General features: G+C 62.5%; 22 protein-coding genes. 9 read left to right on the top strand and 13 right to left on the bottom strand.

Translation table 11 applies throughout. The features are described from left to right. The first annotated feature begins 54 nt into the window (after positions 1–54). The 6 genes from Q4G22_RS00110 to Q4G22_RS00085 all read left to right on the top strand — a co-directional run bounded on the left by Q4G22_RS00110 (position 55) and on the right by Q4G22_RS00085 (position 6,441). Positions 55–1,575 carry an LLM class flavin-dependent oxidoreductase gene (locus tag Q4G22_RS00110; RefSeq protein ID WP_303383872.1) on the top strand — a complete coding sequence of 507 codons (1,521 nt, stop codon included), beginning with the start codon at positions 55–57 and terminating at the stop codon, positions 1,573–1,575. Positions 1,576–1,637: 62 nt separating this feature from the next. Beyond that, positions 1,638–2,873 carry an MFS transporter gene (locus Q4G22_RS00105; RefSeq protein ID WP_303383871.1) on the top strand — a complete coding sequence of 412 codons (1,236 nt, stop codon included), beginning with the start codon at positions 1,638–1,640 and terminating at the stop codon, positions 2,871–2,873. An 83-nt stretch (positions 2,874–2,956) separates the two neighbouring features. Beyond that, a complete protein-coding gene (soxC, locus tag Q4G22_RS00100; protein ID WP_303383870.1) occupies positions 2,957–4,303 on the top strand; it encodes a sulfite dehydrogenase in 1,347 nt (448 codons plus the stop codon). Continuing rightward, positions 4,290–4,919 carry a c-type cytochrome gene (locus tag Q4G22_RS00095; RefSeq protein WP_303383869.1) on the top strand — a complete coding sequence of 210 codons (630 nt, stop codon included), beginning with the start codon at positions 4,290–4,292 and terminating at the stop codon, positions 4,917–4,919. The genes soxC and Q4G22_RS00095 overlap by 14 nt, the downstream gene beginning before the upstream one ends. A 187-nt stretch (positions 4,920–5,106) precedes the next feature. Then, complete coding sequence (locus tag Q4G22_RS00090) at positions 5,107–5,307, top strand: hypothetical protein (RefSeq protein ID WP_303383868.1); 201 nt, start codon at positions 5,107–5,109, stop codon at positions 5,305–5,307. A gap of 150 nt (positions 5,308–5,457) precedes the next feature. Continuing rightward, positions 5,458–6,441, top strand: a complete 984-nt coding sequence (locus Q4G22_RS00085) for a LysR substrate-binding domain-containing protein (RefSeq protein ID WP_303383867.1) — start codon at positions 5,458–5,460, stop codon at positions 6,439–6,441. A gap of 42 nt (positions 6,442–6,483) precedes the next feature. On the opposite strand, the gene Q4G22_RS00080 is transcribed toward Q4G22_RS00085, so the two are convergent. The 11 genes from Q4G22_RS00080 to gabT form a co-directional block, all read right to left on the bottom strand. After that, the gene (locus Q4G22_RS00080; RefSeq protein WP_303383866.1) at positions 6,484–7,740 is read right to left on the bottom strand and encodes a TRAP transporter large permease; all 1,257 of its coding nucleotides are present in this window, start codon (positions 7,738–7,740) and stop codon (positions 6,484–6,486) included. A gap of 12 nt (positions 7,741–7,752) precedes the next feature. Next, positions 7,753–8,313 carry a TRAP transporter small permease gene (locus tag Q4G22_RS00075; RefSeq protein WP_303383865.1) on the bottom strand — a complete coding sequence of 187 codons (561 nt, stop codon included), beginning with the start codon at positions 8,311–8,313 and terminating at the stop codon, positions 7,753–7,755. After that, positions 8,310–9,278: a TRAP transporter substrate-binding protein gene (locus Q4G22_RS00070; protein ID WP_303383864.1), complete on the bottom strand. Its 969-nt coding sequence runs from the start codon at positions 9,276–9,278 to the stop codon at positions 8,310–8,312. The genes Q4G22_RS00075 and Q4G22_RS00070 overlap by 4 nt, the downstream gene beginning before the upstream one ends. 62 nt (positions 9,279–9,340) lie before the next feature. Continuing rightward, the gene (locus Q4G22_RS00065; protein ID WP_303383863.1) at positions 9,341–10,093 is read right to left on the bottom strand and encodes an SDR family NAD(P)-dependent oxidoreductase; all 753 of its coding nucleotides are present in this window, start codon (positions 10,091–10,093) and stop codon (positions 9,341–9,343) included. 39 nt (positions 10,094–10,132) lie between these two features. Then, complete coding sequence (locus Q4G22_RS00060; RefSeq protein WP_303383862.1) at positions 10,133–11,167, bottom strand: transketolase family protein; 1,035 nt, start codon at positions 11,165–11,167, stop codon at positions 10,133–10,135. Beyond that, entirely contained in the window at positions 11,164–12,018 is an 855-nt protein-coding gene (locus Q4G22_RS00055) for a transketolase (RefSeq protein WP_303383861.1), read from the bottom strand. The genes Q4G22_RS00060 and Q4G22_RS00055 overlap by 4 nt, the downstream gene beginning before the upstream one ends. 541 nt (positions 12,019–12,559) lie before the next feature. After that, on the bottom strand, positions 12,560–13,747 hold the full coding sequence (locus Q4G22_RS00050) for an acyl-CoA dehydrogenase (protein WP_303383860.1): 1,188 nt from the start codon (positions 13,745–13,747) through the stop codon (positions 12,560–12,562). Further along, positions 13,744–14,658, bottom strand: a complete 915-nt coding sequence (locus Q4G22_RS00045; RefSeq protein ID WP_303383859.1) for a phosphate acyltransferase — start codon at positions 14,656–14,658, stop codon at positions 13,744–13,746. The genes Q4G22_RS00050 and Q4G22_RS00045 overlap by 4 nt, the downstream gene beginning before the upstream one ends. Beyond that, the gene (gene buk, locus Q4G22_RS00040) at positions 14,652–15,734 is read right to left on the bottom strand and encodes a butyrate kinase (RefSeq protein ID WP_303383858.1); all 1,083 of its coding nucleotides are present in this window, start codon (positions 15,732–15,734) and stop codon (positions 14,652–14,654) included. Before buk ends, Q4G22_RS00045 begins: the two co-directional genes overlap by 7 nt. Before the next feature lie 11 nt (positions 15,735–15,745). Beyond that, positions 15,746–17,167, bottom strand: a complete 1,422-nt coding sequence (locus Q4G22_RS00035) for an aldehyde dehydrogenase family protein (protein WP_303383857.1) — start codon at positions 17,165–17,167, stop codon at positions 15,746–15,748. Further along, the gene (gene gabT, locus Q4G22_RS00030; protein WP_303383856.1) at positions 17,164–18,453 is read right to left on the bottom strand and encodes a 4-aminobutyrate--2-oxoglutarate transaminase; all 1,290 of its coding nucleotides are present in this window, start codon (positions 18,451–18,453) and stop codon (positions 17,164–17,166) included. Before gabT ends, Q4G22_RS00035 begins: the two co-directional genes overlap by 4 nt. A gap of 145 nt (positions 18,454–18,598) precedes the next feature. Here gabT and Q4G22_RS00025 point away from each other — a divergent pair, with 145 nt between their 5' ends. Then, a complete protein-coding gene (locus Q4G22_RS00025) occupies positions 18,599–19,174 on the top strand; it encodes a cupin domain-containing protein (RefSeq protein WP_303383855.1) in 576 nt (191 codons plus the stop codon). A 16-nt stretch (positions 19,175–19,190) separates the two neighbouring features. On the opposite strand, the gene Q4G22_RS00020 is transcribed toward Q4G22_RS00025, so the two are convergent. Both Q4G22_RS00020 and Q4G22_RS00015 read right to left on the bottom strand, forming a co-directional pair. Further along, positions 19,191–21,314, bottom strand: coding sequence for a hydantoinase/oxoprolinase family protein (locus Q4G22_RS00020; RefSeq protein ID WP_303383854.1), 2,124 nt, complete (start codon positions 21,312–21,314; stop codon positions 19,191–19,193). A 22-nt stretch (positions 21,315–21,336) separates the two neighbouring features. Next, on the bottom strand, positions 21,337–23,085 hold the full coding sequence (locus tag Q4G22_RS00015) for a hydantoinase B/oxoprolinase family protein (protein WP_303383853.1): 1,749 nt from the start codon (positions 23,083–23,085) through the stop codon (positions 21,337–21,339). Positions 23,086–23,301: 216 nt separating this feature from the next. On the opposite strand from Q4G22_RS00015, the gene Q4G22_RS00010 reads away from it, so the two are divergent. Together Q4G22_RS00010 and Q4G22_RS00005 are read left to right on the top strand one after the other, a co-directional pair. Then, positions 23,302–24,255 (top strand): helix-turn-helix domain-containing protein, encoded by a 954-nt coding sequence (locus Q4G22_RS00010; protein WP_303383852.1) that lies wholly within the window; start codon positions 23,302–23,304, stop codon positions 24,253–24,255. A gap of 185 nt (positions 24,256–24,440) precedes the next feature. Further along, positions 24,441–25,247, top strand: coding sequence for a hypothetical protein (locus Q4G22_RS00005; protein ID WP_303383851.1), 807 nt, complete (start codon positions 24,441–24,443; stop codon positions 25,245–25,247). Positions 25,248–25,280: the final 33 nt, after the last annotated feature.

The raw sequence follows: 25,280 nt of genomic DNA, 5'->3' as shown, positions 1-25,280 counted from the left end.
GATCGTCCGCCATCGCGCGCTGACAATACACAGACATACATGGAGGAGGAAGAAATGGCCGAGGCCAAGAAGAGAATTATTCTCAATGCGTTCGACATGACCTGTGTCGGGCATCAGTCGGCAGGCACATGGCGGCACCCTGAAAGCCAGGCGTCGCGCTATAACGACATCGAATATTGGACCAATCTGGCCAAAGAGCTTGAGCGCGGCTTCTTCGACACGCTGTTCATTGCAGATGTGGTCGGTGTCTATGACGTCTATCGCGGCTCGGCCGAGGCGGCGCTGCGCGATGGCACGCAGGTGCCGGTGAACGATCCGTTCGGCGCGATTTCGGCGATGGCGGCTGTGACCGAACATGTCGGATTTGGCATCACCGCCGCCGTAACCTTTGAACAGCCCTATCTGCTGGCCCGGCGGCTTTCGACGCTGGATCATCTGACCAAGGGCCGGGTGGCGTGGAACGTCGTGTCCTCTTATCTGAACAGCGCCGCACGCAATGTCGGCATGGATCAGCAGATCGGCCATGACGAACGCTATGACATCGCCGACGAATATATGGAGGTGATGTATAAGCTGTGGGAAGGCAGCTGGGAGGATGGCGCGGTTGAACGCAACAAGGAAACCGGAGTTTTCACCAATCCGGCCAAGGTTCACCCGATCGAACATGAGGGCAAGTATTTCAACGTCCCAGGTTTCCATCTGTGCGAGCCGTCGCCGCAGCGCACCCCGGTCATCTTCCAGGCGGGCGCCTCGGGCCGGGGTCGCCAGTTCGCCACCAAACATGCCGAGGCGATGTTCATTCTGGCGACGGGGCCGGAATCGGCCAAAAAGCTGACCACCGCGATCAAGGACGAAACCGAGGCCGCTGGCCGCGACCGCGATGCGATCAAGACCTTTGCCCTGCTGACCGTCATCACCGGCGCCACGGATGAGGCCGCCGAGGCCAAGTTCGAGGAATACCTGACCTATGTTCAGCCCGAAGGGATGATGGCCCTGTTCGGCGGCTGGACCGGTATTGATTTTTCCGAGCTGGACCCGGACGAGCCGTTGCAGGCGGTGGCCAATGACAGTCTGCGCACCACGCTGGCATCGCTGATGGCCGATGGGGGCGATCATAAATGGACCGTGCGCGAGGTGATCCGGCGCCGCAGCATCGGCGGGCTTGGCCCGGTTCTGGTCGGCGGACCGCAAAAGGTCGCGGACGAGTTGGAACGCTGGGTCGATGAGGGCGGCGTGGACGGGTTCAACCTTGCCTATGCGATCACGCCCGGCACGACCTCGGATTTCATCGATTATGTTGTGCCGGAACTGCGCAAGCGGGGCCGGGTGCAGACCGAATACAAGCCCGGCACCTTTCGCGAAAAGCTGGTCGGCACACCCACGCCCTATACCGAAGACGCGCATCCCGCTTCGCAGATCCGCGGATCCTATGCGGGCAAGAAAAGCGTCGCGGACATGAGCAAACCGGCGAAATACGAAATGGACCAGCCGACGGCCAGTGCCAAATCCGGTGGCGCCAAGGCTCGCGATACCAAAAAGGCCGCCGACAAGAGCAAGGTCAAAGCGACGGTCTGAGTGCGTCTGGGGCGCCCTGGCCATTGGCCGGGGCGCCCAACAAAAGGGGAGGAACGGCGGTGATGGTTTCCGAATATGCCGAACAGGATACGGGCGAGCGTTTTACGATGCTCGCGCTGATCTGCGTTGGGGTGATCTGTTCGATGACACCGTGGTTTTCGGCAACGGCCGTCCTTCCCGAATTGCGGGCCATGTGGGACTTGTCGCCCGGTATGTCGGCGGTCCTGACCAATGGTGTTCAGGCGGGATTCGTGGTCGGCGCCTTGGGAATGAGCTTTATCAACCTCGCCGATATTGTCCCGCCGATCCGCCTGATGGCCATCGGCGCGGCGCTGGCGGGGCTGTTCACCTTTCTGGTTGTGATTGTCGGCTCACCCGAAGGCGCGATGGTGCTGCGATTTTTGACAGGGTTTTCGCTGGCGCTGGTTTACCCGCCCGCAATGAAGCTGACGACGACATGGTTCGTGCGGGGGCGCGGCTTTGCGATGGGGCTGGTGATCGGTGGTCTGACGCTGGGTTCGGCCATGCCGCATCTGGTCAGATCGGTCACATCGGCGGTCGATTGGCGCGTCGTCCTGCTGGCCTCGGCGGCGATTTCGGTCGCGGGCGCGGCGGTCTTTCTGCTGACGCTGCGCGAAGGCCCCTATCCCTACAGCCGCGCCACCTTTGATCTGCGCCAAGCTGCCCGCGTATTTCGCAGCCGCCCCGTTGCCTTGGCGAATATGGGCTATTTCGGCCATATGTGGGAACTTTATGCGATGTGGGCATGGCTGCTGGTCTATACGCAACACATGCTGCCGAATGTCGGGATCGAATCGCCGGGCCGCATTGCTTCGCTGATCGTCTTTATCGCCATCGCGGCGGGGGTCATCGGCGCGATTGCGGGCGGTGTGCTGGCGGATCGCTTTGGACGGACGCTGACGACCGCCGGGATGATGATGACCTCTGGCACCTGTGCACTGCTGCTGGGGCTGACCTTCACCGGGCCTCTGTGGCTATTCATGGTGATCGTGGTGATTTGGGGCGCCTCGGTGATCGGGGATTCGGCACAGTTTTCCGCCATGGTGACAGAGGTGGCCGACAAGCATCTGGTCGGCACCGCACTGGCCATGCAAATGGGCATCGGCTTTCTGATCACCATCGTGTCCATCCAGATTTTGCCTTTGGTGGCGGATGCCATGGACGGCTGGCGATGGGCGTTTCTTGCCCTGATTCCAGGGCCGATTATCGGCACCATCGCCGTGCTGCGGCTTCGCCGCCTGCCGGAAAGCTTGCAGATCGCGCATGGGCGGCGATAGCAGCCGCCAGATCGAAGAATGAGAATTTTCTGTCGCTTTATTCTCACTTCTAGCAATCTGTCTTAAATGATGGGAGGAAAGCAATGAGCACAAAGATGACGATACCCGCACGGCCAAGCGCAAAGGCCGGTGCGCATGTGATCTACCCCGACGGCGTGCCGCACCCGCCCGCCCCTGCGCCCGAACGGCTGACGATGCCCGGTCGGCGGCGGTTTCTTGGCGCGGGGGCCACGCTGGCGGGGGCGACCTTGGCCGGGGCCGGCGCGCTGAGGGCAGAACCGCTGCCGGTGCCGAAAAGCAATCTGGTCATGGGCGATCCCATCCCCGAAACCGATTACGGGATGCCGATTTCCTTTGAAGATCACGTCCGGCGCCATCGCACTGATGTGTTTGTAAACCGCCAGAACTGGTCTGATTGGAGCATGTCGCCCCTGCAACATCAGAACGGGATCATCACGCCCAACGGTCTGTTCTTTGAACGCCACCACAACGGCATCGCCAAGATCGACCCCGAACAGCACCGGCTGGCGATTCACGGCATGGTGCGCCAGCCCTTGCTGTTCAGCATGGATGACATCTTGCGCTATCCCTCGGTGTCGAAATTCCACTTTATGGAATGCTCGGGCAACGGGCTGACCGATTGGGCCGAACCCCGCTCGACCACGGTGCAGCAAAGCCACGGGCTGTTGTCCTGCGCGCAATGGACCGGCGTTCCGCTGTCTTGGCTGCTGGACGAGGCGGGCGTGACCGAGGGCGCGAAATGGGTCGTGTTCGAGGGCGGCGACGGCTCGGGCCATCTGCGGTCCATCCCGATTGAAAAGGTGATGGATGACGCGCTGCTGCTATATGGCCAGAACGGCGAAATGCTACGCGCTGAACAGGGCTATCCGATGCGCGCCTTCTTTCCGGGGTGGGAAGGCAACACCTGCGTCAAATGGCTGCGCCGCATCTATGTCACCGACGAGCCGCTGCAAATCCGGGGCGAGACGGCGCGCTATACCGACCCGATGCCGGGCGGCAAATGGCGGCAATTCTCGATGGAGATGGAGTGCAAATCGGTCATCACCAGCCCCTCGGGCGGGATGCAGCTAAACGGTCCGGGCCTTTACGAGATCCGCGGCTTTGCCTGGTCCGGCCTTGGCACGATCACCCATGTCGACATCACGCTGGACGGCGGGCGCACATGGACCGAGGCAACGCTGGAGGACCCGGTTCTGGACAAATGCCTGACCCGGTTCCGTTACCGGTGGAACTGGGACGGTGGCCCCGCGCGCATCGCCAGCCGCGCGCAGGACAGCACCGGCTATGTGCAACCGACCGCCGCGCAACTGGCCGAGGTGCGCGAAATCGTCGGCTTTGTGCAGCATAACAACGCCATCTTCCCTTGGGCCGTCGATGAAAACGGAGGGATTACCAATGCCATCGCTTAAATTTGCCGCGCTTGCCGCCGCTGCGCTTTTGGCCGGTCCTGTCTTTGCCGATGCGCTGACGGACCGCCCCGATGCCGCTTTCGGCCATCACATCTCCGAGGATGATCTGGCGTTGTGGAACATCGCCATTCATACCCCGACCGGCGGCAACCTGCCTCCCGGCCAGGGCAGCGTGGCAGAGGGTGCCGAGGTCTATGAACGGGCCTGTATGCACTGCCACGGCCCCGAGGCGCGGGGCGGCGAGGGCTATCAGTTCGGCACCATGGTCGGCGGGATCGGCAGCATGGATCAGGACCCGCGCGTTCTGACGCCGGGCAGCATGTATCCCTATGCGCCGATCATCTTCGACTATGTTCGCCGGGCGATGCCGCTAGACAATCCGCAATCGCTCAGCGCGGATGAGGTCTATGCCGTCGCCGCCTATATCTACAATCTGAACGAATTGGTGCCGGATGATTTCGTCGCAAATGCCGAAACGCTGCCGGCGATCGAGATGCCCAACCGCGGCAATTTCTTCACCGCCAGTATCGGCGACACCCACAACACCCGCTGCATGAGCGACTGCGATCCCATCGGCACGGTCGCCGACGGCTATGCGGCGAGGGCTGAGAACTGAAACCTGAATGCGGTGGCCAAGCGCCGCCGCACCACACAAACTATTAAGGATCAACGTTGCATGCATCGAAGGCGTAAGTCCATTTGGCTTTGATAAGGTAATTGTTACCGAAGGGGTTAAATATCCAAGCGACAACAACGGCAAATCGACACTGGCGGGCATGCTTCGATACGTAGCTTATGGCTAGTTGTTACTTCGGGCCACGAGTGCGGAAACCTTTGCCGCCAATGTCTTGACCTCGGATGAGAAGCAACAGCGTCGGGCGCGCAAGGGCTTTACGCCACATCCCGATCAGGGCAAGGCCGTAATCGAACCCGAGGATCTGCCGGAATGCGCGCGCTGGCAGAAGGTGTTGGTCGGCGAGACGCCTTGGGGTGACTGGGTGTGATCCCGCCAAAGTGCCGGGCGATCGTCGTTCGATGCCTTGTCTCGCGCCTGTTTCTGATCGCGCAGCATGGCCTGAACGCGAGGGCGCTGAGCGTGTTAACCGTATTTCATTCTTATTGATTTGTTAAGCCGGTCTTCATAACCTTCGGTCATGATCGGGGATCTTCCGCTTTCCGCCATGGTGCATTTCGAAGCCGTCGCGCGGCTGGGAGGGGTTATGCGCGCGGCAGAGGAATTGCAGGTCTCGGCCTCGGCGGTCAGCCAGCAGATCCGGCTGCTGGAACAGAACCTCGGGGTTAAACTGTTCCACCGGGAAAAGCGGCATCTGCGGCTGACCATCGACGGAGAGCGGCTTTTCCAGACCACGTCGCAGGCATTCCAGTCCATCCGCGAGGTGCGCGCAGCTATCATCCGCCAGCGCGAGACACATAACCTCTCGGTTCGGGTCAGTCCGTCCTTTGGCGTGCGCTGGCTGGCGCCGCGCCTTGCCGATTTCTGCCGTTTGCAGCCGGAATGGGATATCCGCGTCGATGCGACACCCAGCTTTACCGAATTCGATACCGAGGTCGTCGATATGGACCTGCGCTATGGCGAAGGCGATTGGGAAGGGCTGCACACCGATTGTATCGTCCACGATCTTATCCTGCCGATGTGCTCGCCCGCATATCTGGAAAAGCTGGGCCGGATTTCGGATGATCCGCGCGAGCAATTGCGCCATGCCAGCCTTATCGACAGCGTGAAGACCTATTACCGTTGGGACTACTGGCTGCCGCGCAATGGCGTGCAAGGCATGTCCATGAGCTATCGCTGCCGCTTTGACCGATCCAGCATGTCGGTCCAGATGGCGATGGATAACGGCGGCATCATCCTCGACAGCATGACCCTAGCCTTTGAAGAGCTGCGCCGCGGCGATCTGGTGCCGTTTTCGACGGTCTTCGAAGTGATCGAATTTCCCGCCTATTGGATCGTCTGCCCGCACCGGCATGCCGGGCGCCGGGCGGTGCGGCTGTTTTCGGACTGGGTGCGGGAAAAGGGCGTTCAGCACATGGCGCAGACGCGGCAGTGGCTGGAACAGCGTGGCCACCGCACCCGGTTCGAGCGTCGGGCAGCCTTTGTCGCTTCTGACGACCGCTAGGACGGATGCCGGGGCTAGGTGCCCGGCATCCTTGTTTTCGCGTCAGTAGATGGTCAGCGCCGGGATGAAGGTGAATGCCAACAGCAACCCCAGAGCGACAAGATAGAAGGGCAGCAGCGCCTTTGTCGTCGCCCCGATTCCCGTCCTTGCGATCGCCATAGAGATGAACAGCGTCGTGCCGACCGGCGGCGTATAGAGCCCGATGGACAGGTTGATCACCATCATCAGTCCCAACTGAACCGGGTCCAGCCCGATGGTGTTGCCGATGGTCACGAAGAGCGGGGCCAACAGCAGCACGGCGGCGGGCAGGTCAAGGAACATGCCCACGACCAGCATCACCAGATTGAGCGCGATCAACACCATCCACGGCTGCGTCAGGTTGGCCGCGACAAAGGCTGCGAGGTTCTGCGGTATCTGCTCTGCCGTCAGAATCCATTGGATCGTGCCCGAGGCCATGATGATCAGCATCACCGCGCCCGTCATCATGCCAGTGTCAACCAGCGCATTCCAGATCAGTCGGGGCGTCACGTCGCGGTAGAAGAAGATCCCGATCAGCAGCGCATAGGCTACCGCCAGAACGCTGACCTCGGTGGGCGTGGCGATCCCAAATCGCAGCGTGCCGATGATGAAGATGGGCATCAGCAGTGCCGGCAGGGCAAAGAAGACCTGGCTTTTGAAGGCCTGGAACCCGCCCGGCAGCGGCGCTGCCGGCAAGCCGCGGCTCTTCGCGACCAGCCAGACGGCCAGCATCATGCCCGCGGCGAGCATCAGCCCCGGCAGGATGCCCGCGACGAACAGATCTACGATCGAGACATTCGCCACCAAACCATAAAGGATCAGTGGGATCGACGGCGGGATCAGGACCGAGATGGTCGAGGACGAGGCGTTGATCGCCGCCGCGAAAGGCGCAGGATAGCCGTCGCGCACCTGTACCGGGATGAGCGCATTGCCCATGGCAGAGGCATCGGCCACGGCCGAGCCGGACACGCCGCCGAACATGACCGAGCCGAGGATGCTGACCTGCCCCAGCCCGCCGCGAAAGCGGCCGACGACAAGACGGGCGATATTGACCAGATATTCGCCGAACTTTCCGTGCATCATCAGCGATCCGGCAAGGATGAAATAGGGGATTGCCAGCATCGGAAAGGCCTGCGTCGGCGCATAAAGCCGCTGTGCGATCACTGCCAGAGGCTTGCCGTCCATGAGCAGCGCCAGCGCCGTGCCGCCCAGCATGGCATGGGCCACCGGCACCGACAGGGCCATCAGGGCGAAAAACGCAATTACGAGAACAGGTGTCATTCCGTTTTCTCCTCAGCTCAGGCTTGATGCGGTTTCGACATTGCGCAGCACGCGGCCCATCAGCGCGGCGATGATGTCGCAGGCGCAGATGACCGCCATGGAACCAAAGCCATAGATCAGGCTGGCATAACCCCACCACTGGCTGATTCCGCCCAGTGCGCTGATGCGCTGATATTGCGCCGCGCGAATGATCGGAAACGCGGACCATACCACGAAGACCGAAATCAGCAGCGTCAGTGCCGAGACGATGATGAACAGCAGCCTTTGGCGCTCGGGTGTCAGCAGATCGGGAAGGATGGTGATGGCGATGTTGCGACTGTAGACGGTGGCGATGACCACGCCACCGGCAATCATCCAAGGCAGCAGGATGGCGTGGATCTCATAGGCCCAGCCCAGCCCCTGACCGTAGACATAGCGCAGCACCACATTGGCAAGCAGGCCCAGAAACAGCACGACCAGCGTCACCACGCAGATCAGCCGCCCCGACAGGTCCAGCGCCGAGATGATGCCGCGAAGGATGGCGGGCGCAACGCGCCCAACCTCTGCGGTTTCGGAATGGGGCGCGCCGGTCATTGCTGGCTCGCCGCGACAATCGCATCGACCAGTTCGGGATAGCGGGCGCGATACTCGTCATAGATGGCCGAAGTGGCATCGACGAACGCTTGACGGTCGGCGAGCTCGGTGACGATGGCGCCCTCTTCCTCCAGCTTCTGACGCACCTCCTGTTCTTGTTCGGCGGCGGCCTGCCGCTGGAAGGTCGTGGCCTCATCAGCACTGTCTTGGACACAGGCCTGATCCTCTGGCGAGAGGCCCGCCCACCACGCCATGCTGGCCAGAAGCGGGGTCGTCTCGTATTTGTGGCCGGTCAACGAGATGTATTTCGTGATCTCGTGCAGCTTGGACGAGTAGATGTTGGTCAGCGGGTTTTCCTGCGCCTCGAACACGCCCGATTGCAGCGCAGTCGGCAGTTCGGCAAAGGTCAGCGGTGCCGGGTTGGCGCCGAAGGCGTTGAAGATGGCGATGGTCATGTCATCGGGGGGCGTTCGGATCTTCACGCCGCGAAAATCTTCCGGGGTTTCGATCGACTTCGACAGATGGCTGACGTGGCGGATGCCGTTATCCCAGAACGCCAGCAGCTTCAGCCCTGCGTTCTGTGCGCGCTCGTCGATCTGGGTTCTGATGTCGCCGTCGATGACTTCCCATGCGCTGGCCGCATCGGCGAACAGGAACGGCAGGCCGATCACGTTCAGTTCCGGCACGATTTGGGCCGTGGCCCCCTGACTGTTGGCGGTGATCTGGATGACATTGGCCGAAGTCGAGGTCAGCGCCTCGACGTCATCGCCCATGGTCGCGGCTCCGGCGACCGAAACGGTGATCCGGCCCTCGGTGCAGGCAGCGACCTTCTCGGCAAAGAAATCAGCGGCCAGCGAGCGCGGGTTGCCGGGCGGCTGTGCATGGGCCAAGATGATCGTATTGGCCATGCCTGCGCCGGCAAAAGCGGTGCTGCACAGGATGGCTGCAAGAACAGTGCGTGTCATATGATGTTTCCTCCCAGAAACGGTTGAGAAAAGCCCGCCGCCTCCCTGCGGCGGGTGCGGTTTCAGTGGATCAAGGAACCGCCGTTCACGTCCACCTCGGTGCCGGTGCAATAGGCCGACAGATCCGAGGCCAGAAACAGACAGCAGCCCGCAACATCGCGCGCCTCGCCGGCGCGGCCCATGGGGATGCCGGCAAGGATGCCGTCCATCATCTCGGGCGTCAGTTTGCCAGCGGTGATGTCGGTGGCGATGAAGCCGGGGCAGACCGCGTTGACACGGATGTTCTGCGGCGCCAGTTCGCGCGCCATTGCCTTGCTGAGACCCAGAACCCCTGCCTTGGCCGCCGAATAATGCGGCCCGCCAAAGATGCCGCCGCCACGCTGCGCCGAAACCGAGGACAGGTTGACGATGCTGCCCTCGTTCTGCGCGCGCATGGTCGGGATCACCGCCTGGCTCATGTAAAGCGTGCCGCGCAGGTTCACGTCCAGCACCGCATCGTAATTGCCCGCCGCGATTTCCATCAGCTTCAGCGGCTGGGTGATGCCGGCGTTGTTCACCAGCACGTCGATGCGGCTCCAGCGGGACAGCACCTCCTCCGCCGCCCGCTTGCAGGCGTCCAGATCGGTGACGTTGCAGGCAAGGCCGATGTGACCCTCGCCCAGATCGGCGGCGGCGGCCTTGGCCTGTTCCGCGTCCAGATCGAGAATGGCGACCTTTGCGCCATGTTCGGCAAAAAGCTGCGCTGTTGCCTTCCCAAGACCACGGGGCGAGGCCGCGCCGGTCACGATGGCGAATTTTCCGTCAAGCAGGCCCATGGCCCTTCTCCTTTTTAAGATAGTGCGAGGGGCGGCCGGTTACAGCCAGCCTTTGATCTGTGCGGCGACCTTTTCGACGGTCAGCCCATACATGTCGTGCAGTGTCGGCAGAGCTCCCGCTTCAAGGAACGCATCCGGCAGGCCGATCATGCGGAAGGTTGGCGTGACGCCGCTGCGCAGCAGGGTGCCGGCCACCGCTTCACCCAGACCGCCCACGACCGTGTGGTTCTCGGCCGTCACAACCAGCCGTCCGCCCTTGGCCGCCTCGGCCAGAATGGTTTCGGTATCCAGCGGCTTGATTGTCGGCACATGCAGCACCGCCACATCAATCCCGTCGCGGGCCAGCGCCACGGCTGCGTCCAGCGCGCGCATGGTCATGAAGCCGGTCGCGATCACCAGAACGTCGCGCCCCTCGCGGATCATCTGCGCCTTGCCAAGCTGGAATTTATAGTCCGGCTTGTGGCGGGTCAGGACGGAAGGCACCTTGCCGCGCGGCAGGCGGCTGTAGACGGGGCCGTCATGCGCGCCGAGCTGCGGCACCATTCCGATGATGTCATCGGCGTCGCACGGGTCTATGACGGTCATGTTTGGCAGACCGCGGAAGATCGCCAGATCTTCGGTCGCCTGATGGCTGGGACCATAGCCGGTGGTCAGGCCCGGAAGCGCGCAAACGATCTTGACCGGCAGATTTTCCTCGGCGATTGCCATGGCGATGAAGTCATAGGCGCGGCGGCTGGCGAAGACGGCATAGGTGGTGGCGAAGGGGTTGAACCCCTCACGCGCCAGCCCGGCAGCGGCCGACATCAGCAACTGTTCGGCCATGCCCATCTGATAGAAGCGGTCGGGCATCGCCTGTGCGAAGATGTGCAGATCGGTGTATTTCGCCAGATCGGCAGAGAGGCCGACGATTTTATCGTCCCGTTTTGCCGCCTCGACCAGCGCATGGCCGAAGGGGGCGTTGACCGTCTCATAGCCTTCGGCGGCCAGCGAGGCGATCATCGCGGTCGTCGCCACACGCTCGCCCTCGGGCAGTTTGCGCGGCTCGTATTTGCGCTTCATGGATGCCAGCGTCATTGCGGTTTCCCTTTTTCCAGAACGGTCAGCGCCTTGGCCCATTCGTCCGGCTCGACGCGGACGAAATGCGTGATCTCGCGGGTCTCCAGGAAATTGACTCCCTTGCACATCTTGGTGTCGAAGATGATGACGCGCGGGCCGGGATGGTCGGCCTGTCGGGCGGCGTCAAAGGCCGCGACCACCGCATCCAGATCGTTGCCATCGACCCGCTGCGCGTGCCATCCGAAGGCCTGCCACTTGGCCCGCTCGTCGCCTTGGGCCAGTGCTGCCGTGGATTTGCCGTCTGCCTGCTGGTCATTGAAATCGACAAGGCAGATCAGGTTGTCCAGCCGATGCTGGACACCCGACATCACCGCTTCCCATGTCGAGCCTTCGCCCAACTCGCCATCCGACATCAAGTTATAGACAAAGGCAGGGTTGTTCTTGCGCTTTAGCCCCATCGCCATGCCGACCGCGATCCCCAGCCCATGCCCCAGAGAACCGCCGGTTATCTCCATGCCGGGCGTGTAGGACGCCATCCCGGACATCGGCATCCGGGAATCGTCCATGCCATAGGTTTCCAGTTCTTCTTCAGGCAGGATGCCTGCCTCCATCAGCACCGAATAAAGCGCGATGGCGTAATGGCCGATGGACAGCAGAAAACGGTCGCGGCCTTCCCATTCGGGGTCTTTGGGGTCGTAGTTCAGTGCGTGAAAATATGAGGCCGCCAGCACGTCGGCGACACCAAGAGCCTGCCCGATATAGCCTTGGCCCTGCACCTCGCCCATCAGCAGGGCCTTACGACGAATATTCCATGCCCGCAGCGCCAACGAAACGTTGGACACCGCAGCTAAGCGGCTGTCAACTGTCATGAATTCCTCCCACCGGCATTTGCCGTAAGGGAAGTGTGCGCTGAAACAGAGCGAAAGTATTGTATCTTTTCTTTGGAAGTTGTTAAGAATAACTAATGTAATTTATGGGTGTCGGACAAGGCTGCTATTCTCTTCCTTGTCGGCGACCACGATCAACTGTCGTCTCGATAAAGCGGCGCGACAGGAACTTGCCGCCCACCGCTTGAATAAATGCCTCAATATGCGGGGTTTCGCGCTGGGCGCCATGGACGGTCTGATCGCGCTATGCCTCGGCGACGCACAACTATTGGTCGCCATTTGCCTCCGCCGACATAGATCGACATCACGTCCTGATCGTCTTGGATGGCCCGAGAAGCAGACGGTTGAGCAATTTTCTACCCAAGAAGAATGTCAGAACGCGACATCATTAAGCAAGAAGCGTCGCAGCTGTGCGACTACCTCGTCATAGTCGCATCATGAGGTCATCTCATGTGTGCTGGTCGCAAAGCATCATCACCCAGTCAGACGCGGCGGGCCGTTCAATCAGACCGCCGCCGCCCGTTCAGAAAAACGCCTGCAAGCCCGTCTGCGCGCGCCCCAATATCAGAGCGTGAACGTCGTGCGCGCCTTCGTAGGTGTTCACCGTTTCCAGGTTGCACATATGGCGGAACACCGGGAATTCGTCGGAAATGCCGTTGCCGCCGTGCATGTCGCGGGCCATGCGGGCGATGTCCAGCGCCTTGCCGCAGTTGTTGCGCTTGATGATGGAAATCATCTCTGGCGCCATGCGGCCTTCTTCGAACAGGCGGCCGACGCGCAGGGCGGCTTGCAGGCCAAGGCTGATTTCGGTCATCATCTCGGCCAGTTTTTTCTGATAAAGCTGGGTTTGCGCCAAGGGTTTGCCGAATTGGCGGCGGTCAAGGCCGTATTGGCGCGCCGAATGCCAGCAGGCTTCGGCCGCGCCCATCGCACCCCATGCAATGCCGAACCGCGCGCGGTTCAGACAGCCAAAGGGACCGGCCAGCCCCTCGATTTCGGGGAAGATCGCGCTTTCGGGGATTTCCACGTCCTGCATCACGATTTCGCCGGTGATCGACGCGCGCAGGCTAAGCTTGCCCTCGATTTTCGGCGCGGACAGGCCGGGCGTTTCCTTATCCAGCACAAAGCCGCGGATATTGCCGCCATGCGCATCAGATTTCGCCCAAACGACGAACACATCCGCGATGGGGCTGTTGGAAATCCACATTTTCGACCCGTTCAGGACATAGCCGCCATCGACCTTGCGGGCGGTGGTTTTCATGCCTGCGGGGTCAGACCCGGCGTCGGGTTCGGTCAGGCCAAAGCAGCCGATCCATTCGCCTGATGCCAGTTTCGGCAGGTATTTGCGGCGCTGTTCTTCCGACCCGTAGGCATAGATTGGATACATCACCAGCGATGATTGCACCGACATCATGCTGCGATATCCGCTGTCCACGCGTTCCACCTCGCGCGCGACAAGGCCGTAACTGACGTAACCCGCGCCAATCCCGCCATATTCTTCGGGGATGGTGACGCCCAAAAGGCCCAGATCGCCCATTTCGGCAAAGATCGCCGGGTCGGTTTCCTCGCGTCGATACGCATCGCGGACGCGCGGTTGCAGCCGGTTCTGGGCATACGCGGCGGCGCTGTCACGGATCATCCGCTCATCCTCGGTCAGCTGATCGTTCAGCAAAAACGGGTCGTCCCATACCAAACGGTTCGTGTCTTTCATCGGTCGTCTCCTGTGCTTTGTGATAGAACGGCCCCGGCCAGCAGCAGCCCCAAAAGGCGCGCATCGGCCCCATCTGACCGGGAATTAAGCAGCACCGGCACGCGCGCCCCCAGAACGATGCTGGCGGTGCGGGCCTGACCGTGCAGCTTCCACGCCTTGACGGTGGCATTCCCCGATTCAATCGAGGGAAACAGGATCAGATCGGCCTGGCCCGCGACCGGGCTTTCGCCCAGCCCTTTGCGCGCGGCAGCAGTGGGCGACAGGGCGACGTCATAACCGAACGGCCCATCGACCAGCGCCGTGCCAAATTCGCCCACAGCGGCGGCACGGGCCAATGCGGCGGCGTCGGTGGTGGCGGGCTGGCTGTCGCTGATCTTTTCCGATGCGGCGATGGCGGCGATGCGGGGCGCGGACAGCCCAAGCCCGCGAAACAGCGGCAGGGCGTTGTGGATAATCGCGCGTTTCTGGTCCAGCGTTGGCAGGGGCAGGATGCCGTTATCGGTCGCGCCAATCAGCCGGGGAACCGATGGCATTTCGGCCAACGTCAGGTTTGACAAAACGCCCGGCCCGCGCAGGCCGGTGTCGCGGTCCACCACGGCGCGCAAATATGCGGCGCTGTCCACGCGGCCCTTGACCAGCACCCCGGCCCGGCCCGCACGAATGGCGGCGACGGCGCGCGGGGCGGCGTCGGTCGGCGCGTCGATGATGGTCGCCCCGGCCAGTGCGGGGGGCAGGGCGGCGCGGATGCGCTCCGCATCGCCGGTCAGGGTGACATCGCCGACGATCCCCGCCCCGTGCGCGGTGGCAAGGGCGGCCAGCGTGGCGTCATCCTCGCCGCCCGCCACGGCAACAGACAGCGGCGCGCGGCCCATCAGCGCAGCGCGCAGGGCGTCAAAGCTGCGGATCACCATGGCAGGGCCTCGATTTCGGGGGTGACGGGCCAGTAGCGCGGCTGTTCGGTGCCGGCCAGCACGCGGGCGGCCCCTTGGGCCAGCGCCTGACTTTCGCGGCTGCCGGGCATGATCGTCACCGGCCCTAACGCGCCGCAACGGGCGGTCAACGCATCGGTCAGCTGCCGCGAATGCGCCATGCCGCCGGTCAGCACAATGCCATCGGGCCGAAAATCGACAGATGCCGCAACCGCCCCAATCGCCCGCGCGATTTGCAAGACCATCGCCCGCCAGACCAGCGCGGCGCGGGTGTCGCCCGCGTCGATCATCGTCTGCACCCGGCGCATGTCCTTGGTGCCAAGATAGGCAAAGACACCGCCCTGACCATACAGCTTGCGTTTCAGGGTGGCCTTGTCATAGGCGCCGGAATAGCACAGGTCGATCAAGGACATCGGCGGCAGGCCCCCGGCACGTTCGGGGGAAAAGGGCGAAATCTCCATCCGGTTAGAGCTTTCGACGATCCGCCCCGCGCGGATGGCCGCGATGGAAATGCCCGCGCCCATATGCGCGATGACGGCGTTCAGGTGGTCAAACGGCTTGCCCAGATCATCGGCCAACTGACGCCCGCAGGCGCGGATGTTCAGCGCGTGAACAAAGGAAAAGCGCGGCAATTCGGGGCAGCCGGACAGGCGCGCCTCGGGTGGCAATTCATCGACGGATACGGGGTCAACGACAAAGGCCGGGCAACCCGCATCCGCCGCAATCCGCTGTGCCAAGGGCGCGCCAAGGTTGGATGCGTGGTGATGCACGGGGCGGTTCAGCGCGAAATCGACCAGTTCATCATTCACCGCAATCACCCCCGCAGGCACCGGGGTCAGCATCCCGCCACGCCCGGCAACGGCGATCAGCGGCGCGTTGTGTTGGGCCAGCCAGCCGGCAATCGCCTGTGCACGAAAGGGCAGCTGCGCCTTGATGCTGTCGAAACCGGCCATGACGCGTTCGTCATGGTCCAGCGTGTCTTCGGCCAAGGCGGTGCCATCGGGGTCAAACAGGCCAAGCCGCGTGGTGGTGGTGCCGGGGTTGATGGTCAGAATCACGCCCATAAGCCTTAACCCAGATAGGATGTTTTGACGGTGGTATAAAACTGCGCGGCATGGCTGCCCTGTTCGCGGGGGCCGTAAGAGCTGCCCTTGGTGCCGCCGAAGGGGACGTGGTAATCAACGCCCGCCGTGGGCAGGTTCACCATCACCATGCCGGCGCGCGCATGGCGGCGGAAGGCGCGGGCATGGCGCAAAGACGTGGTGCAGATGCCCGCAGACAGGCCGAAATCGCTGTCATTGGCAACGCCAAGGGCTTCGTCGAAATCGGCCACGCGGATCACGGTTGCGCAGGGGCCAAAGATTTCCTCGCGCGCCACGCGCATGTCGTTGGTGGCACCAGTGAGCAGCGCCGGGCGTTGGAAGTATCCGTTGCCGTCCAGCCGTTCACCGCCGATGACGTTGCAGCCTTCGGCCCGCGCCAGATCGACGTAAGACAGGTTGCTGGCCAGTTGCGATTCCGATGCAACGGGGCCGATCTGCGTCGCCTGGTCCAGCGCAGGGCCGACGCGCAGCGCCTGCATCTGCCGCGACAGCGCATCAACGAAAGCGTCGTGGATACCGTCCTGCACGATCAGGCGCGACGATGCGGTGCAGCGTTGCCCGGTGGAAAAGAACGCGCCGTTCAGGCAGGCGGCAACCGCCACGTCAAGATCGGCGTCATCCATGACCACCATTGGGTTTTTGCCGCCCATTTCCAGTTGCAGCATTTTCATCTGCGCAGCACCAGATTGCGCGATGCGCCGCCCTGTGGGGACCGATCCGGTAAAGGAAAGCGCCGCGATTTCAGGTGCTTCGCAGATGGCTTGCCCCACGACAGACCCCGCGCCCATGACCAGATTGAACACCCCCGCGGGCGCGCCCGCCGCATGGATGATCTGCGCCAACAGATGCGCGGTGCCGGGGGTCAGATCGGCGGGTTTCAGCACCACCGCATTGCCATAGGCCAGCGCGGGCGCAATCTTCCACGCCGGGATCGCGGCGGGAAAGTTCCACGGCGTGATCAACCCGACCACGCCCACCGGCTCGCGCGTGATCTCAATATCGACGCCGGGGCGGATAGAGGCCAAAGCCTCGCCCGTCAGCCGCAGCGCCTCGCCGCTGAAAAAGCGAAAGATCTGCGCGGCACGGCGGGTTTCGGCGATGGCCTCGGGCAGGGTTTTGCCTTCTTCGCGGGCCAGCATGGTGCCGATGTCTGTGGCCTGCGCGTTGATCATTGCGGCGATGCGGTCCAGCAGGTCGGCGCGCGCCTGCGGGCCTACATCCCACCATGCGGGCTGGGCGGTGGCGGCGGCGCGGGCCGCGGCGGCGGCGTCATCGGCGCTGCCTTGGGCGTAATGGCCGATGATGTCAGACAGGTCCGAAGGGTTCAGGTTTGGCCGCGTCTGTTCGCCCGGCACCCACGCCCCGTTTATCAGGTTGTCATGCGTCATTGCTGTGCCTTTGCTGCCTCGATCGAGGCTTCGATGATGTCCAGCGCCTCGGCCAGCTGGTCCATCGGGATGGTCAGCGGCGGCAGCAGGCGGATGACGTTATACCGCGTGCCGCAAGACAGCAGGATCAGCCCGCGCTGTTCCGCCTCGGCCACGATGGCGGCGGTCAGGGGCGCGTCGGGGGCGTTGGTGGCGCGATCCGTGACCAGTTCAAAGGCGTTCATCGCGCCAAGCCCGCGCACCTGACCGATGCATTCCATGCCCTGCCGGTCGGCGATGGCATTCAGGCGGGCGCGGATCTGCTGGCCAATGTCATCGGCGCGCGCGCACAGGTTTTCATCCGCGATCACATCCAGCACCGCATTGGCGGCGGCGACGGCCAGCGGGTTACCGGCATAGGTGCCGCCGATGCCGCCGGGGCCGGGCGCATCGACGATTTCCGCCCGCCCGGTCACGGCAGACAGCGGAAAGCCGCCCGCCAGACCCTTGGCCATGGTCACCAGATCGGGCGCAACGCCGCTGTGATCAAAGCCGAACATCCGCCCCGTGCGCGCCATGCCCGCCTGCACCTCGTCGGCAATCAGAACGATGCCGTGGCGGTCGCAGATCTGGCGCAGGCTGCGCAGGAAACCGGCGGGCGCGATGGTAAAGCCGCCTTCGCCCTGCACGGGTTCGATAATCATCGCCGCCACGCGGTCGGGGTCAACAGATGAGGCCAGCAGCCGTTCCAGATGGGTGGTTGCCTCGGCCTCGGTCACGCCGTGAAAATCGTTCGGGAACGGCGCGTGGACGATTTCGGGCGGCATGGCGCCAAAGCCCTTTTTATAGGGCGCGACCTTGCCGGTCAGCGCCATGCCCAACAGCGTGCGCCCGTGAAACCCGCCCGAAAAGCTGATAACACCCGACCGCCCTGTAAAGGCGCGCGCCATTTTCACGGCGTTTTCAACGGCTTCGGCCCCGGTTGTGACCAGCATGGTTTTCTTGGCGAAATCGCCGGGGGTTGCCGCGTTCAGCCGTTCGGCCAGCTTCAGATAACCTTCATAGGGTGCGACGTGGAAACAGGTATGCGTAAACGCCTGCGCCTGATCTGCCACCGCCTGCATCACGCGCGGGTGCCGGTGGCCGGTGTTGTTCACGGCAATACCGGCGGCAAAGTCGATAAAGCGCCGCCCGTCGGCATCCCACAATTCGGCATTTTCGGCACGGGCCGCATAGATGTTGCGGGTGGCAACGCCGCGGGCAACAGCGGCGGATTTGCGGTCGGCAAGGACGGCGGAATGGGTCATCTTAACCTCGCATGGTTGTTCAGATCAGGCTAAGCTTGCTTTATATCTTGAGCAACATCGCCACGATACTTGTGCACGATCTGACAAAAGATTGTGCGCGCGGTGCCGGATTGATAAGGTTTTCGGGCGGATAAAGGGGGCAGAAATGCAAGATTTCGATGTCGGCGCGCGCCTGCGTCAGCTGCGGATCGAGGCGGGGTTATCGCAACGCGGCCTGGCCGATTCGTCAGGCGTGCCGCATGGGCAGGTGTCGATGATTGAAACGAACCGGTCCAGCCCGTCGGTGGCGTCTTTGCGCAAAATATTGGGCGGGTTGGGGTTAACCATGTCCGAGTTTTTTGAACCCGACACGCCCGCCGCGCAGACCGTCTTTTTCCGCCCCCAGGACATGCGCGACCTGACGGCGCGGCTGTATTCCACACAGGACGCGCAGGGCCGGATCACGCTGCGGCAGGTGGGCGATGCGCGGGCGCATGGGCTGCAAATCCTGCATGAACGATATGATCCGGGGGCCGATACCGGCGATCAGATGCTGGAACATGCCTCGCATGAAGGCGGCATTGTCATTGCGGGCGAGATCGAAGTGACGGTGGGCGCGGAAACCGCCACCCTGAAGGCGGGCGACGGTTATCTGTTCGATTCCACCCTGCCGCATCGGTTCCGCAATAGATCGGATCGTGAGGCGGTGATCGTGTCGGCCTGCGCGCCGCCCTATCTGTAAGGCGGCGCGCAGCGGGTCATGCCGGCTCGGCGATTTTTTCGGCTTTTGTATCCGTGGCTTGCACCGGCGTGCTGGTCAGCAGGTAAACCCCGCTTTCGTCCAGTTCCGCCGTCCAGCCGGGTTCAATGACGATGGTTGTTGTCACCTCTTGGATCACCGCCGGGCCACTGACCTGATCGCCCGCGCCCAGTTTGTCACCGTCATAAACCGGCGTATCCTGCGCCTGCCCGGATGCGTCAAAGATCATCGGGCGGGTGGCTATCTGCGCGTTATCCGCGCCTTTGCCCGCCGCGATGCTGAACCGGCCCGGCTTGTCCACAATGCCCGTCAGTGTGCTTTCCACATTCACGATTTCCACCGCGCTGCCCGGTTCGGAATAGGTGTAAAGTTCTTCATGCCGGGCATGGAAGGCGGCGCGCAGCCGGTCCAGCGCATCCTCGGTGATGTCGAAGGGGTCAACCTCGACCGTGCATTCATGGACCTGCCCGACATAGCGCATGTCCAGACTGCGCCGCACCTGCACCTGATCGCCGGTAAAGCCGTCGCCCGACAGATCGGTGCGCCCGTTTTCTTCCAGCCGCGCGAACAGGCCGTTCAGGCGGGTGGCGGCCTCGGCCCCTTCCAGACGGATCGGGGCGGGGGCCATGTAGTTATACTTCACATCCGACAGGATTTGCCCAAAGGCGCACAGGCCCGATGCGAATTTCGACACCATGATCTTGCTGATGCCCATTTCGCGGGCCAGCGCGGTGATATGCGCGCCGGTCGCCCCGCCCGCGCAGTTCAGCACGAAATCGCGCGGGTCATAGCCGCGTTCAACCGACACGCGGCGAATGGCGTTCACCATGTTGTTGTTGACGATGGTGAACATGCCATACGCCGCCTTTTCGACGCTGATGCCCAGCGGGTCGGCCAGATGCGTGCGGATCGCCTGACGCGCCTTGTCCACATCCAGCGGCAGACGCCCGCCCACCAGACCTTCGGGGTTCAGATAGCCCAGCACAAGGTTCGCATCCGTCGTTGTCGGCTGCGTGCCGCCCTGACTATAGCAGGCAGGCCCCGGTTCAGACCCCGCCGATTGCGGCCCCATCTGCATCAGGCCCATATCGTCGATCCAGCCGATGGACCCGCCCCCCGCGCCCAGCGTTTCCACCTGAATCATCGGAATACCAATGCGATAGCGCAGAAAGTCGATGTTTTTCGACACATTCGCCCGGCCTTCGCGGGTCAGGGTGATGTCAAAGGACGTGCCGCCCATGTCAACGGTGATGATGTCCTGCATATCCCAGGGCTGACCCAGCCACAGCGCGGCCTGTGGCGCCGATGCGGGGCCGGAATTGATCGCATAGACCGATTGATCGCTGACCACCTTGCCCAGCGCAAGCCCGCCGTTTGATTGGAAATACCGCACCGGTTGACGCGCGCCCAGTTCCTGAAAATACGCATCCACCTGCGTGACATAGCGTTGCAGGATCGGCGCAAGATAGGCGTTGACGATGGCGGTGGATGTGCGGGTATATTCGCGCACCTGCGGGTAAAGCTGGCTGCCGATGGTCAGACGCACATCGGGCATCATTTCGCGCACGATTTCGGCGGCGCGGTTTTCGTGATCGGGGTGCATGACCGACCAGACAAAGGAAATCGCCACCGATTCAACGCCTTCACGGATGAAATGGTCGCAGGCGGCGCGCACGTCATCTTCGTTCAGCGGCGTATAGACGCGGCCATCCGACAGCACCCGTTCCGACACCCCGCGCCGCAGGTAACGCGGCACCAGCATGGTTGCGGGCGGATAATCGGGGTCGTAGCGATAGCCGTCTTCCTTATGGCCAAGGCGAATCTCGATGCTGTCCTCATGGCCCTTGGTCGCAATCAGGCCGGTTTTCGCGCCGTTATGGGTAATCAGCGCGTTCAGGCCCACGGTGGTGCCGTTGATGCACAGATCGGCATTCGGAATGATGTCAGACGGCGCAAGGCCGGTTTCTTCCTGAATGACCTTCAGGCCGTTCTTGATGGCCTCGGTCGGGCGGGTGGGCGTGGACAGCGTTTTGAAAATGCGCACGCCATGTTCGCGGTCGGCCAGAATAAAGTCGGTAAAGGTGCCGCCTGCGTCGATGCCAAGGCGATATTGGTTTTTCATGGGTGTTATCCTTGTGTTGGCGTCAGGCAGCGCGCAGGCGGGCGGTTTCGCCCTGATCCACGGCCAGCGTGTCGGGGTCGGTGATGACCACGCCGTAATCGCGGCGCGCGCCTTCGATGCTGACCAGACCGTTGCGGACATCATCGACCACGCGGTCAATGTCGCGTTCAAACGGGTTGCCGTAACCGCCGCCGCCGGGGTTTTTGTTCGCGGCGCGTTCGCCGGGTTTGATGGTTTCGATCACGTTATCGGTGATGATCTTTGTCTCACCGCCGCGCGTCACCTCCAGCCGGCCGACCTTGGCCGAGACCATATCCGACTGCGCCCCGGCTGCACCCATGGCGGGGATGCGGCGGCCTTCGCCAAAGGTGATCAGCGTCATATCGCTGTCCATCGGCTCGACCTCCCAGCAGGTGCCGGAACCGCCGCGATATTTGCCCGCGCCGCCCGAATCTTGCATCAGGGAATAACGGTGAATGATGATCGGATAGCTGTGTTCCAGCATTTCAATATCGCCCGAGGTCAGCGCCCCAAAGCAGCATTGCGGCCCGCAGGCGTGCCAGCCGTCTTGCGATGACGTCGCGCCCGCGCCCGAAATGATCGAGGCCAGCACCATCGTCACATATTCTTCGTCGTGGCGTTTGTCCCAGCCGGCGATGTTGCAGCCATTGGCATGGCCCCAGCTTGCCGACACCTTATGCGGGGCCGCCTGTTCAAAGGCCAGACGCACCGCATCGGTCAGCGTTTCCATAGGCGTAGTGGTGCAGTTCATATGGGGCGCGGGCGATTGCGCGTTGCACAGCGTGCCTTTTGATCCCATGTCGGTGGTGACGCAGCGATACAGCCCTTCGTTATAGGGCGGGGGCAGCTGCGCGAACATCATCAGGCCCAGATAAACGCCCGAATGGCTGTTTCCTTCGTAACTGTTGATGAAATAAGGGATCTGCGGCGGGCTGTCGATTTCGATGTGAACGCCGTCGCCTTCGATCGTGACCTTGGCCTTGATTTCAAAATCGCCAAAGCCGTGGCCCGCATCCTCAAGAATGGCGGTGCCGTGATAGGTGCCGTCGGGAACCTCGGAGATCAGCTTGCGCATATGGTGTTCGGCCATGTCCAGCAGTTCGGCGATGCAATCCTGCACCACGTCTTTGCCGTATTTGTCCATCATGCGGATCAGCGCGCGCGCGCCGACCTGACAAGCGCCGATCAGCGCGTTAAAGTCGCCCTCTTGGTCGCGGCGGGCGCGCATATTGGTCAGCAGCAGGTTCATCACATCCTTGCGCGGCTTGCCCCGGTCCCACAGCTTGATGGGCGGGATGCGCAGACCTTCGGCAAAGATTTCCTTGGCGTTGGGGTTGTATCCCGCCGGAACCGGGCCGCCGATGTCGGTCAGATGGCCCTTGCAGACGGTCCAGAACACCAGCTCGCCTTCGTAAAAGACCGGCATATACATGCAGGTGTCGATGATGTGGCTGCCGCCATAGGCGGGGTCGTTATGCAGGATCAGATCGCCTTCGTGGATGTCGCCGTCAAAGAACTTGGCCACAGATTTCATCGCCGGAATCAGGCTGCCCAGATGGATCGGAATATCCTGACCTTGCAGGATCATTTCCGGTGTGTGGTTGAACAGCGCCGTCGAATAATCATGCGCCAAGTTGAAAACCGAACTGCGCGCCGTCTGTTCCAGCGTCAGCGTCATTTCGCGCTGCGTCGTTTCCAGCACGCCCCGGACCACGGACAGCGTGATCGGGTCCACATTGCGTTTTGTCATTGTTGCGTCCTCCCAGATGCAGGCGGGGCGCTTCCTCTTGCGCTGTCTCCACCCCTGTTCCCAAAGGGTGGCGCGGGGCGGCGCTGATTTCTTGCAGCAGGGTGCGGTTAAACTTGTCGATCAGAGAAGCCAGACCCCGCCCGCCTGCGACAATCTGTCCTTGTTAGGGCCCATAAAGCCGCTTAAGCTGCCCGTCGCCTTTTTGGGAGGAGAGGCATGGACATCACCGCGCATTCCACGGCCGAGATGCCGCCCGAGGGGCGTGCAGCCGAATGGACGCGCGTGATTGCCGAGACCTATTTTCCCCTGCACCTGACTTTCGCGCAAAGCGACACCTTCACCGGGCGGCTGGACCGGCGCGTGATGGGGCAGGTGTCGCTGTCGCGGCTGGCGACCGCGCCCTTGCAATACGAACGGCAGGGCCAGCACATCGCCCATATTCAGGACGAGGAATATCTGGTCACGGTCCCGCATCTGGCCCCGGTCGATTTCAAGCAGTTGGGGCGCGAGGTGCGCGTGGCCCCCGGCGGTTTTCTGATCGAACGCGCGGATGAACCCTATCGTTTTTCGTATAAGGATCCGAACGACCTCAGCGTGCTGAAAATCTCGCGCCGGGCCTTGGCGGAAAAGCTGCGCGACCCGGATCGGTTTTGCGCCAGCGCCATCGACGCCAGCAGCGGGCTGCCCGCGCTGTTCACCTCTATGCTGGTCCAGCTTCAATCGCTGCACCTGAACCAAGGCCATGCCGCCGCGATCCTTGGCCGTCAGATCGTCGATGTGCTGGCGCTTGCGCTGGACGAGCGCGCCGAACAAGATGACGCCGCCATGTCGCCCGTCCGCGCCGGCCATCTGCGCCGGGCCGAACGCACCGTCCGCCAGAACCTTGCCAATCCGCTGTTATCACCCGGCTTTGTTGCCGACATCTGCGGCATATCCAAACGTTACCTGCATGAGCTGTTCGGCGACACCGACCGCACCGCCGCCCAGTTCATCCGCGAAGAAAGGCTGATCGCCGCGCGCGATATGATCGCCTCGACCCGTGGGATCGCGCTGGCCGAGATCGCCTATCGCTTTGGCTTTTCCGATCAGGCGCAGTTTTCGCGGCTGTTCAAGGCGCAATTCGGCATGACGCCTTCGGAATGGCGCCGTCTGGGGGCCAGCGCCGCATAGGGCGCGGTTCATCCACAGACAAAACTTTCCGCGCCGCCGATCAATACGCGCGCGCGCCTGCCCCGCAGGATCACCTGACCGAAGAGACGTGACCCAAAGCGGAGTGGAGGCCGCGTCACGTGCTTGCCCGTTTGGGAAAGGGGCAGCCAAGGGCCTTCGGTCAAAATCCCACAAGGGAGGATGTAATGGCCGGAGCAATCAACGCGCAGGATGACACCGCGCAGGGCCTTGAATTTTCAGACCGTCCGGTGCCTGCCGATCAGCGGATGAGCCGGATGCCGCTGACGATGGCGTGGTGGTCGGTCTGTTCGGCGATGTTTTATCTGGTGGTCGCGGCCACGCTGGCGCTGGCTTACGGGTCGGTGAATGCGATTATCGGCCTTGTGCTGTCGGTGGCCTGTTACGCCGCCATCAACGCGATTCTGGTGCGCCACGCGATCCGCACCGGCCTGTCGGTGTCGCTGTTCGCGCGCATCCTTTTGGGCCGCAGCGGCGCCGCCATCGCCACGCTGATCTTTTTCGCCACGGCGATTTATTACGGTGTGTTTGAAGGCTCGGTCATGGCGGTCGCGCTGCAAAGCTATGCCGGGGTGCCTTATCCCATCGCGGCGCTGATCGTGGTGGTCTATTCGGTCGCGCTGATCTTTGGGTCGATCCAGAACTGGCTGGACAAATTCAACGGCGTGCTGCTGCCTTTCTATCTGCTGGGTCTGCTCGCCGCCGTGGTTTTGGCGGTTTCGACGCATGGCTATTCCAATGCCTGGCTGAACCTCGGCCCCGAGGGCGGCGCGCCCGCGACCGGCTGGTGGAACTGTTTCGTTGCCTTCATGGGTGTGTGGATTCTGATGATGTACACCTACGATTACGGCCGCTTTGGCCGCGTCGAGGATGCCGACTATCACGCCCGCATCAATTTCGGCGCGCCCTTCTATCTGGTCGCCTTCCTGCTGAACGGGCTGATCGGCATTTTCCTAGACGGCGTCTTCATTTAAGGATTCCCTTGTCATTCGAGTTCTGATTCAAGA

Source organism: Paracoccus sp. (in: a-proteobacteria), from assembly GCF_030538655.1.
Lineage (GTDB): Bacteria > Pseudomonadota > Alphaproteobacteria > Rhodobacterales > Rhodobacteraceae > Paracoccus.
Note: the sequence above shows the minus strand (reverse complement) of the source record. Positions and strands in the feature narration are given on the sequence as shown.

Bases quoted from the DNA above. Each gene is read 5' to 3' on its own strand.
- Q4G22_RS00035 (WP_303383857.1), bottom strand. From the start codon at position 17,167: ATGACGCATGACAACCTGATAAACGGGGCGTGGGTGCCGGGCGAACAG.
- Q4G22_RS00095 (WP_303383869.1), top strand. From the start codon at position 4,290: ATGCCATCGCTTAAATTTGCCGCGCTTGCCGCCGCTGCGCTTTTGGCC.
- Q4G22_RS00085 (WP_303383867.1), top strand. From the start codon at position 5,458: ATGATCGGGGATCTTCCGCTTTCCGCCATGGTGCATTTCGAAGCCGTC.
- Q4G22_RS00065 (WP_303383863.1), bottom strand. From the start codon at position 10,093: ATGGGCCTGCTTGACGGAAAATTCGCCATCGTGACCGGCGCGGCCTCG.
- Q4G22_RS00010 (WP_303383852.1), top strand. From the start codon at position 23,302: ATGGACATCACCGCGCATTCCACGGCCGAGATGCCGCCCGAGGGGCGT.
- Q4G22_RS00070 (WP_303383864.1), bottom strand. From the start codon at position 9,278: ATGACACGCACTGTTCTTGCAGCCATCCTGTGCAGCACCGCTTTTGCC.
- soxC (WP_303383870.1), top strand. From the start codon at position 2,957: ATGAGCACAAAGATGACGATACCCGCACGGCCAAGCGCAAAGGCCGGT.
- Q4G22_RS00055 (WP_303383861.1), bottom strand. From the start codon at position 12,018: ATGACAGTTGACAGCCGCTTAGCTGCGGTGTCCAACGTTTCGTTGGCG.
- Q4G22_RS00050 (WP_303383860.1), bottom strand. From the start codon at position 13,747: ATGAAAGACACGAACCGTTTGGTATGGGACGACCCGTTTTTGCTGAAC.
- Q4G22_RS00025 (WP_303383855.1), top strand. From the start codon at position 18,599: ATGCAAGATTTCGATGTCGGCGCGCGCCTGCGTCAGCTGCGGATCGAG.
- Q4G22_RS00110 (WP_303383872.1), top strand. From the start codon at position 55: ATGGCCGAGGCCAAGAAGAGAATTATTCTCAATGCGTTCGACATGACC.
- Q4G22_RS00075 (WP_303383865.1), bottom strand. From the start codon at position 8,313: ATGACCGGCGCGCCCCATTCCGAAACCGCAGAGGTTGGGCGCGTTGCG.
- Q4G22_RS00060 (WP_303383862.1), bottom strand. From the start codon at position 11,167: ATGACGCTGGCATCCATGAAGCGCAAATACGAGCCGCGCAAACTGCCC.
- Q4G22_RS00015 (WP_303383853.1), bottom strand. From the start codon at position 23,085: ATGACAAAACGCAATGTGGACCCGATCACGCTGTCCGTGGTCCGGGGC.
- Q4G22_RS00020 (WP_303383854.1), bottom strand. From the start codon at position 21,314: ATGAAAAACCAATATCGCCTTGGCATCGACGCAGGCGGCACCTTTACC.
- Q4G22_RS00105 (WP_303383871.1), top strand. From the start codon at position 1,638: ATGGTTTCCGAATATGCCGAACAGGATACGGGCGAGCGTTTTACGATG.
- gabT (WP_303383856.1), bottom strand. From the start codon at position 18,453: ATGACCCATTCCGCCGTCCTTGCCGACCGCAAATCCGCCGCTGTTGCC.
- Q4G22_RS00005 (WP_303383851.1), top strand. From the start codon at position 24,441: ATGGCCGGAGCAATCAACGCGCAGGATGACACCGCGCAGGGCCTTGAA.
- Q4G22_RS00045 (WP_303383859.1), bottom strand. From the start codon at position 14,658: ATGGTGATCCGCAGCTTTGACGCCCTGCGCGCTGCGCTGATGGGCCGC.
- Q4G22_RS00080 (WP_303383866.1), bottom strand. From the start codon at position 7,740: ATGACACCTGTTCTCGTAATTGCGTTTTTCGCCCTGATGGCCCTGTCG.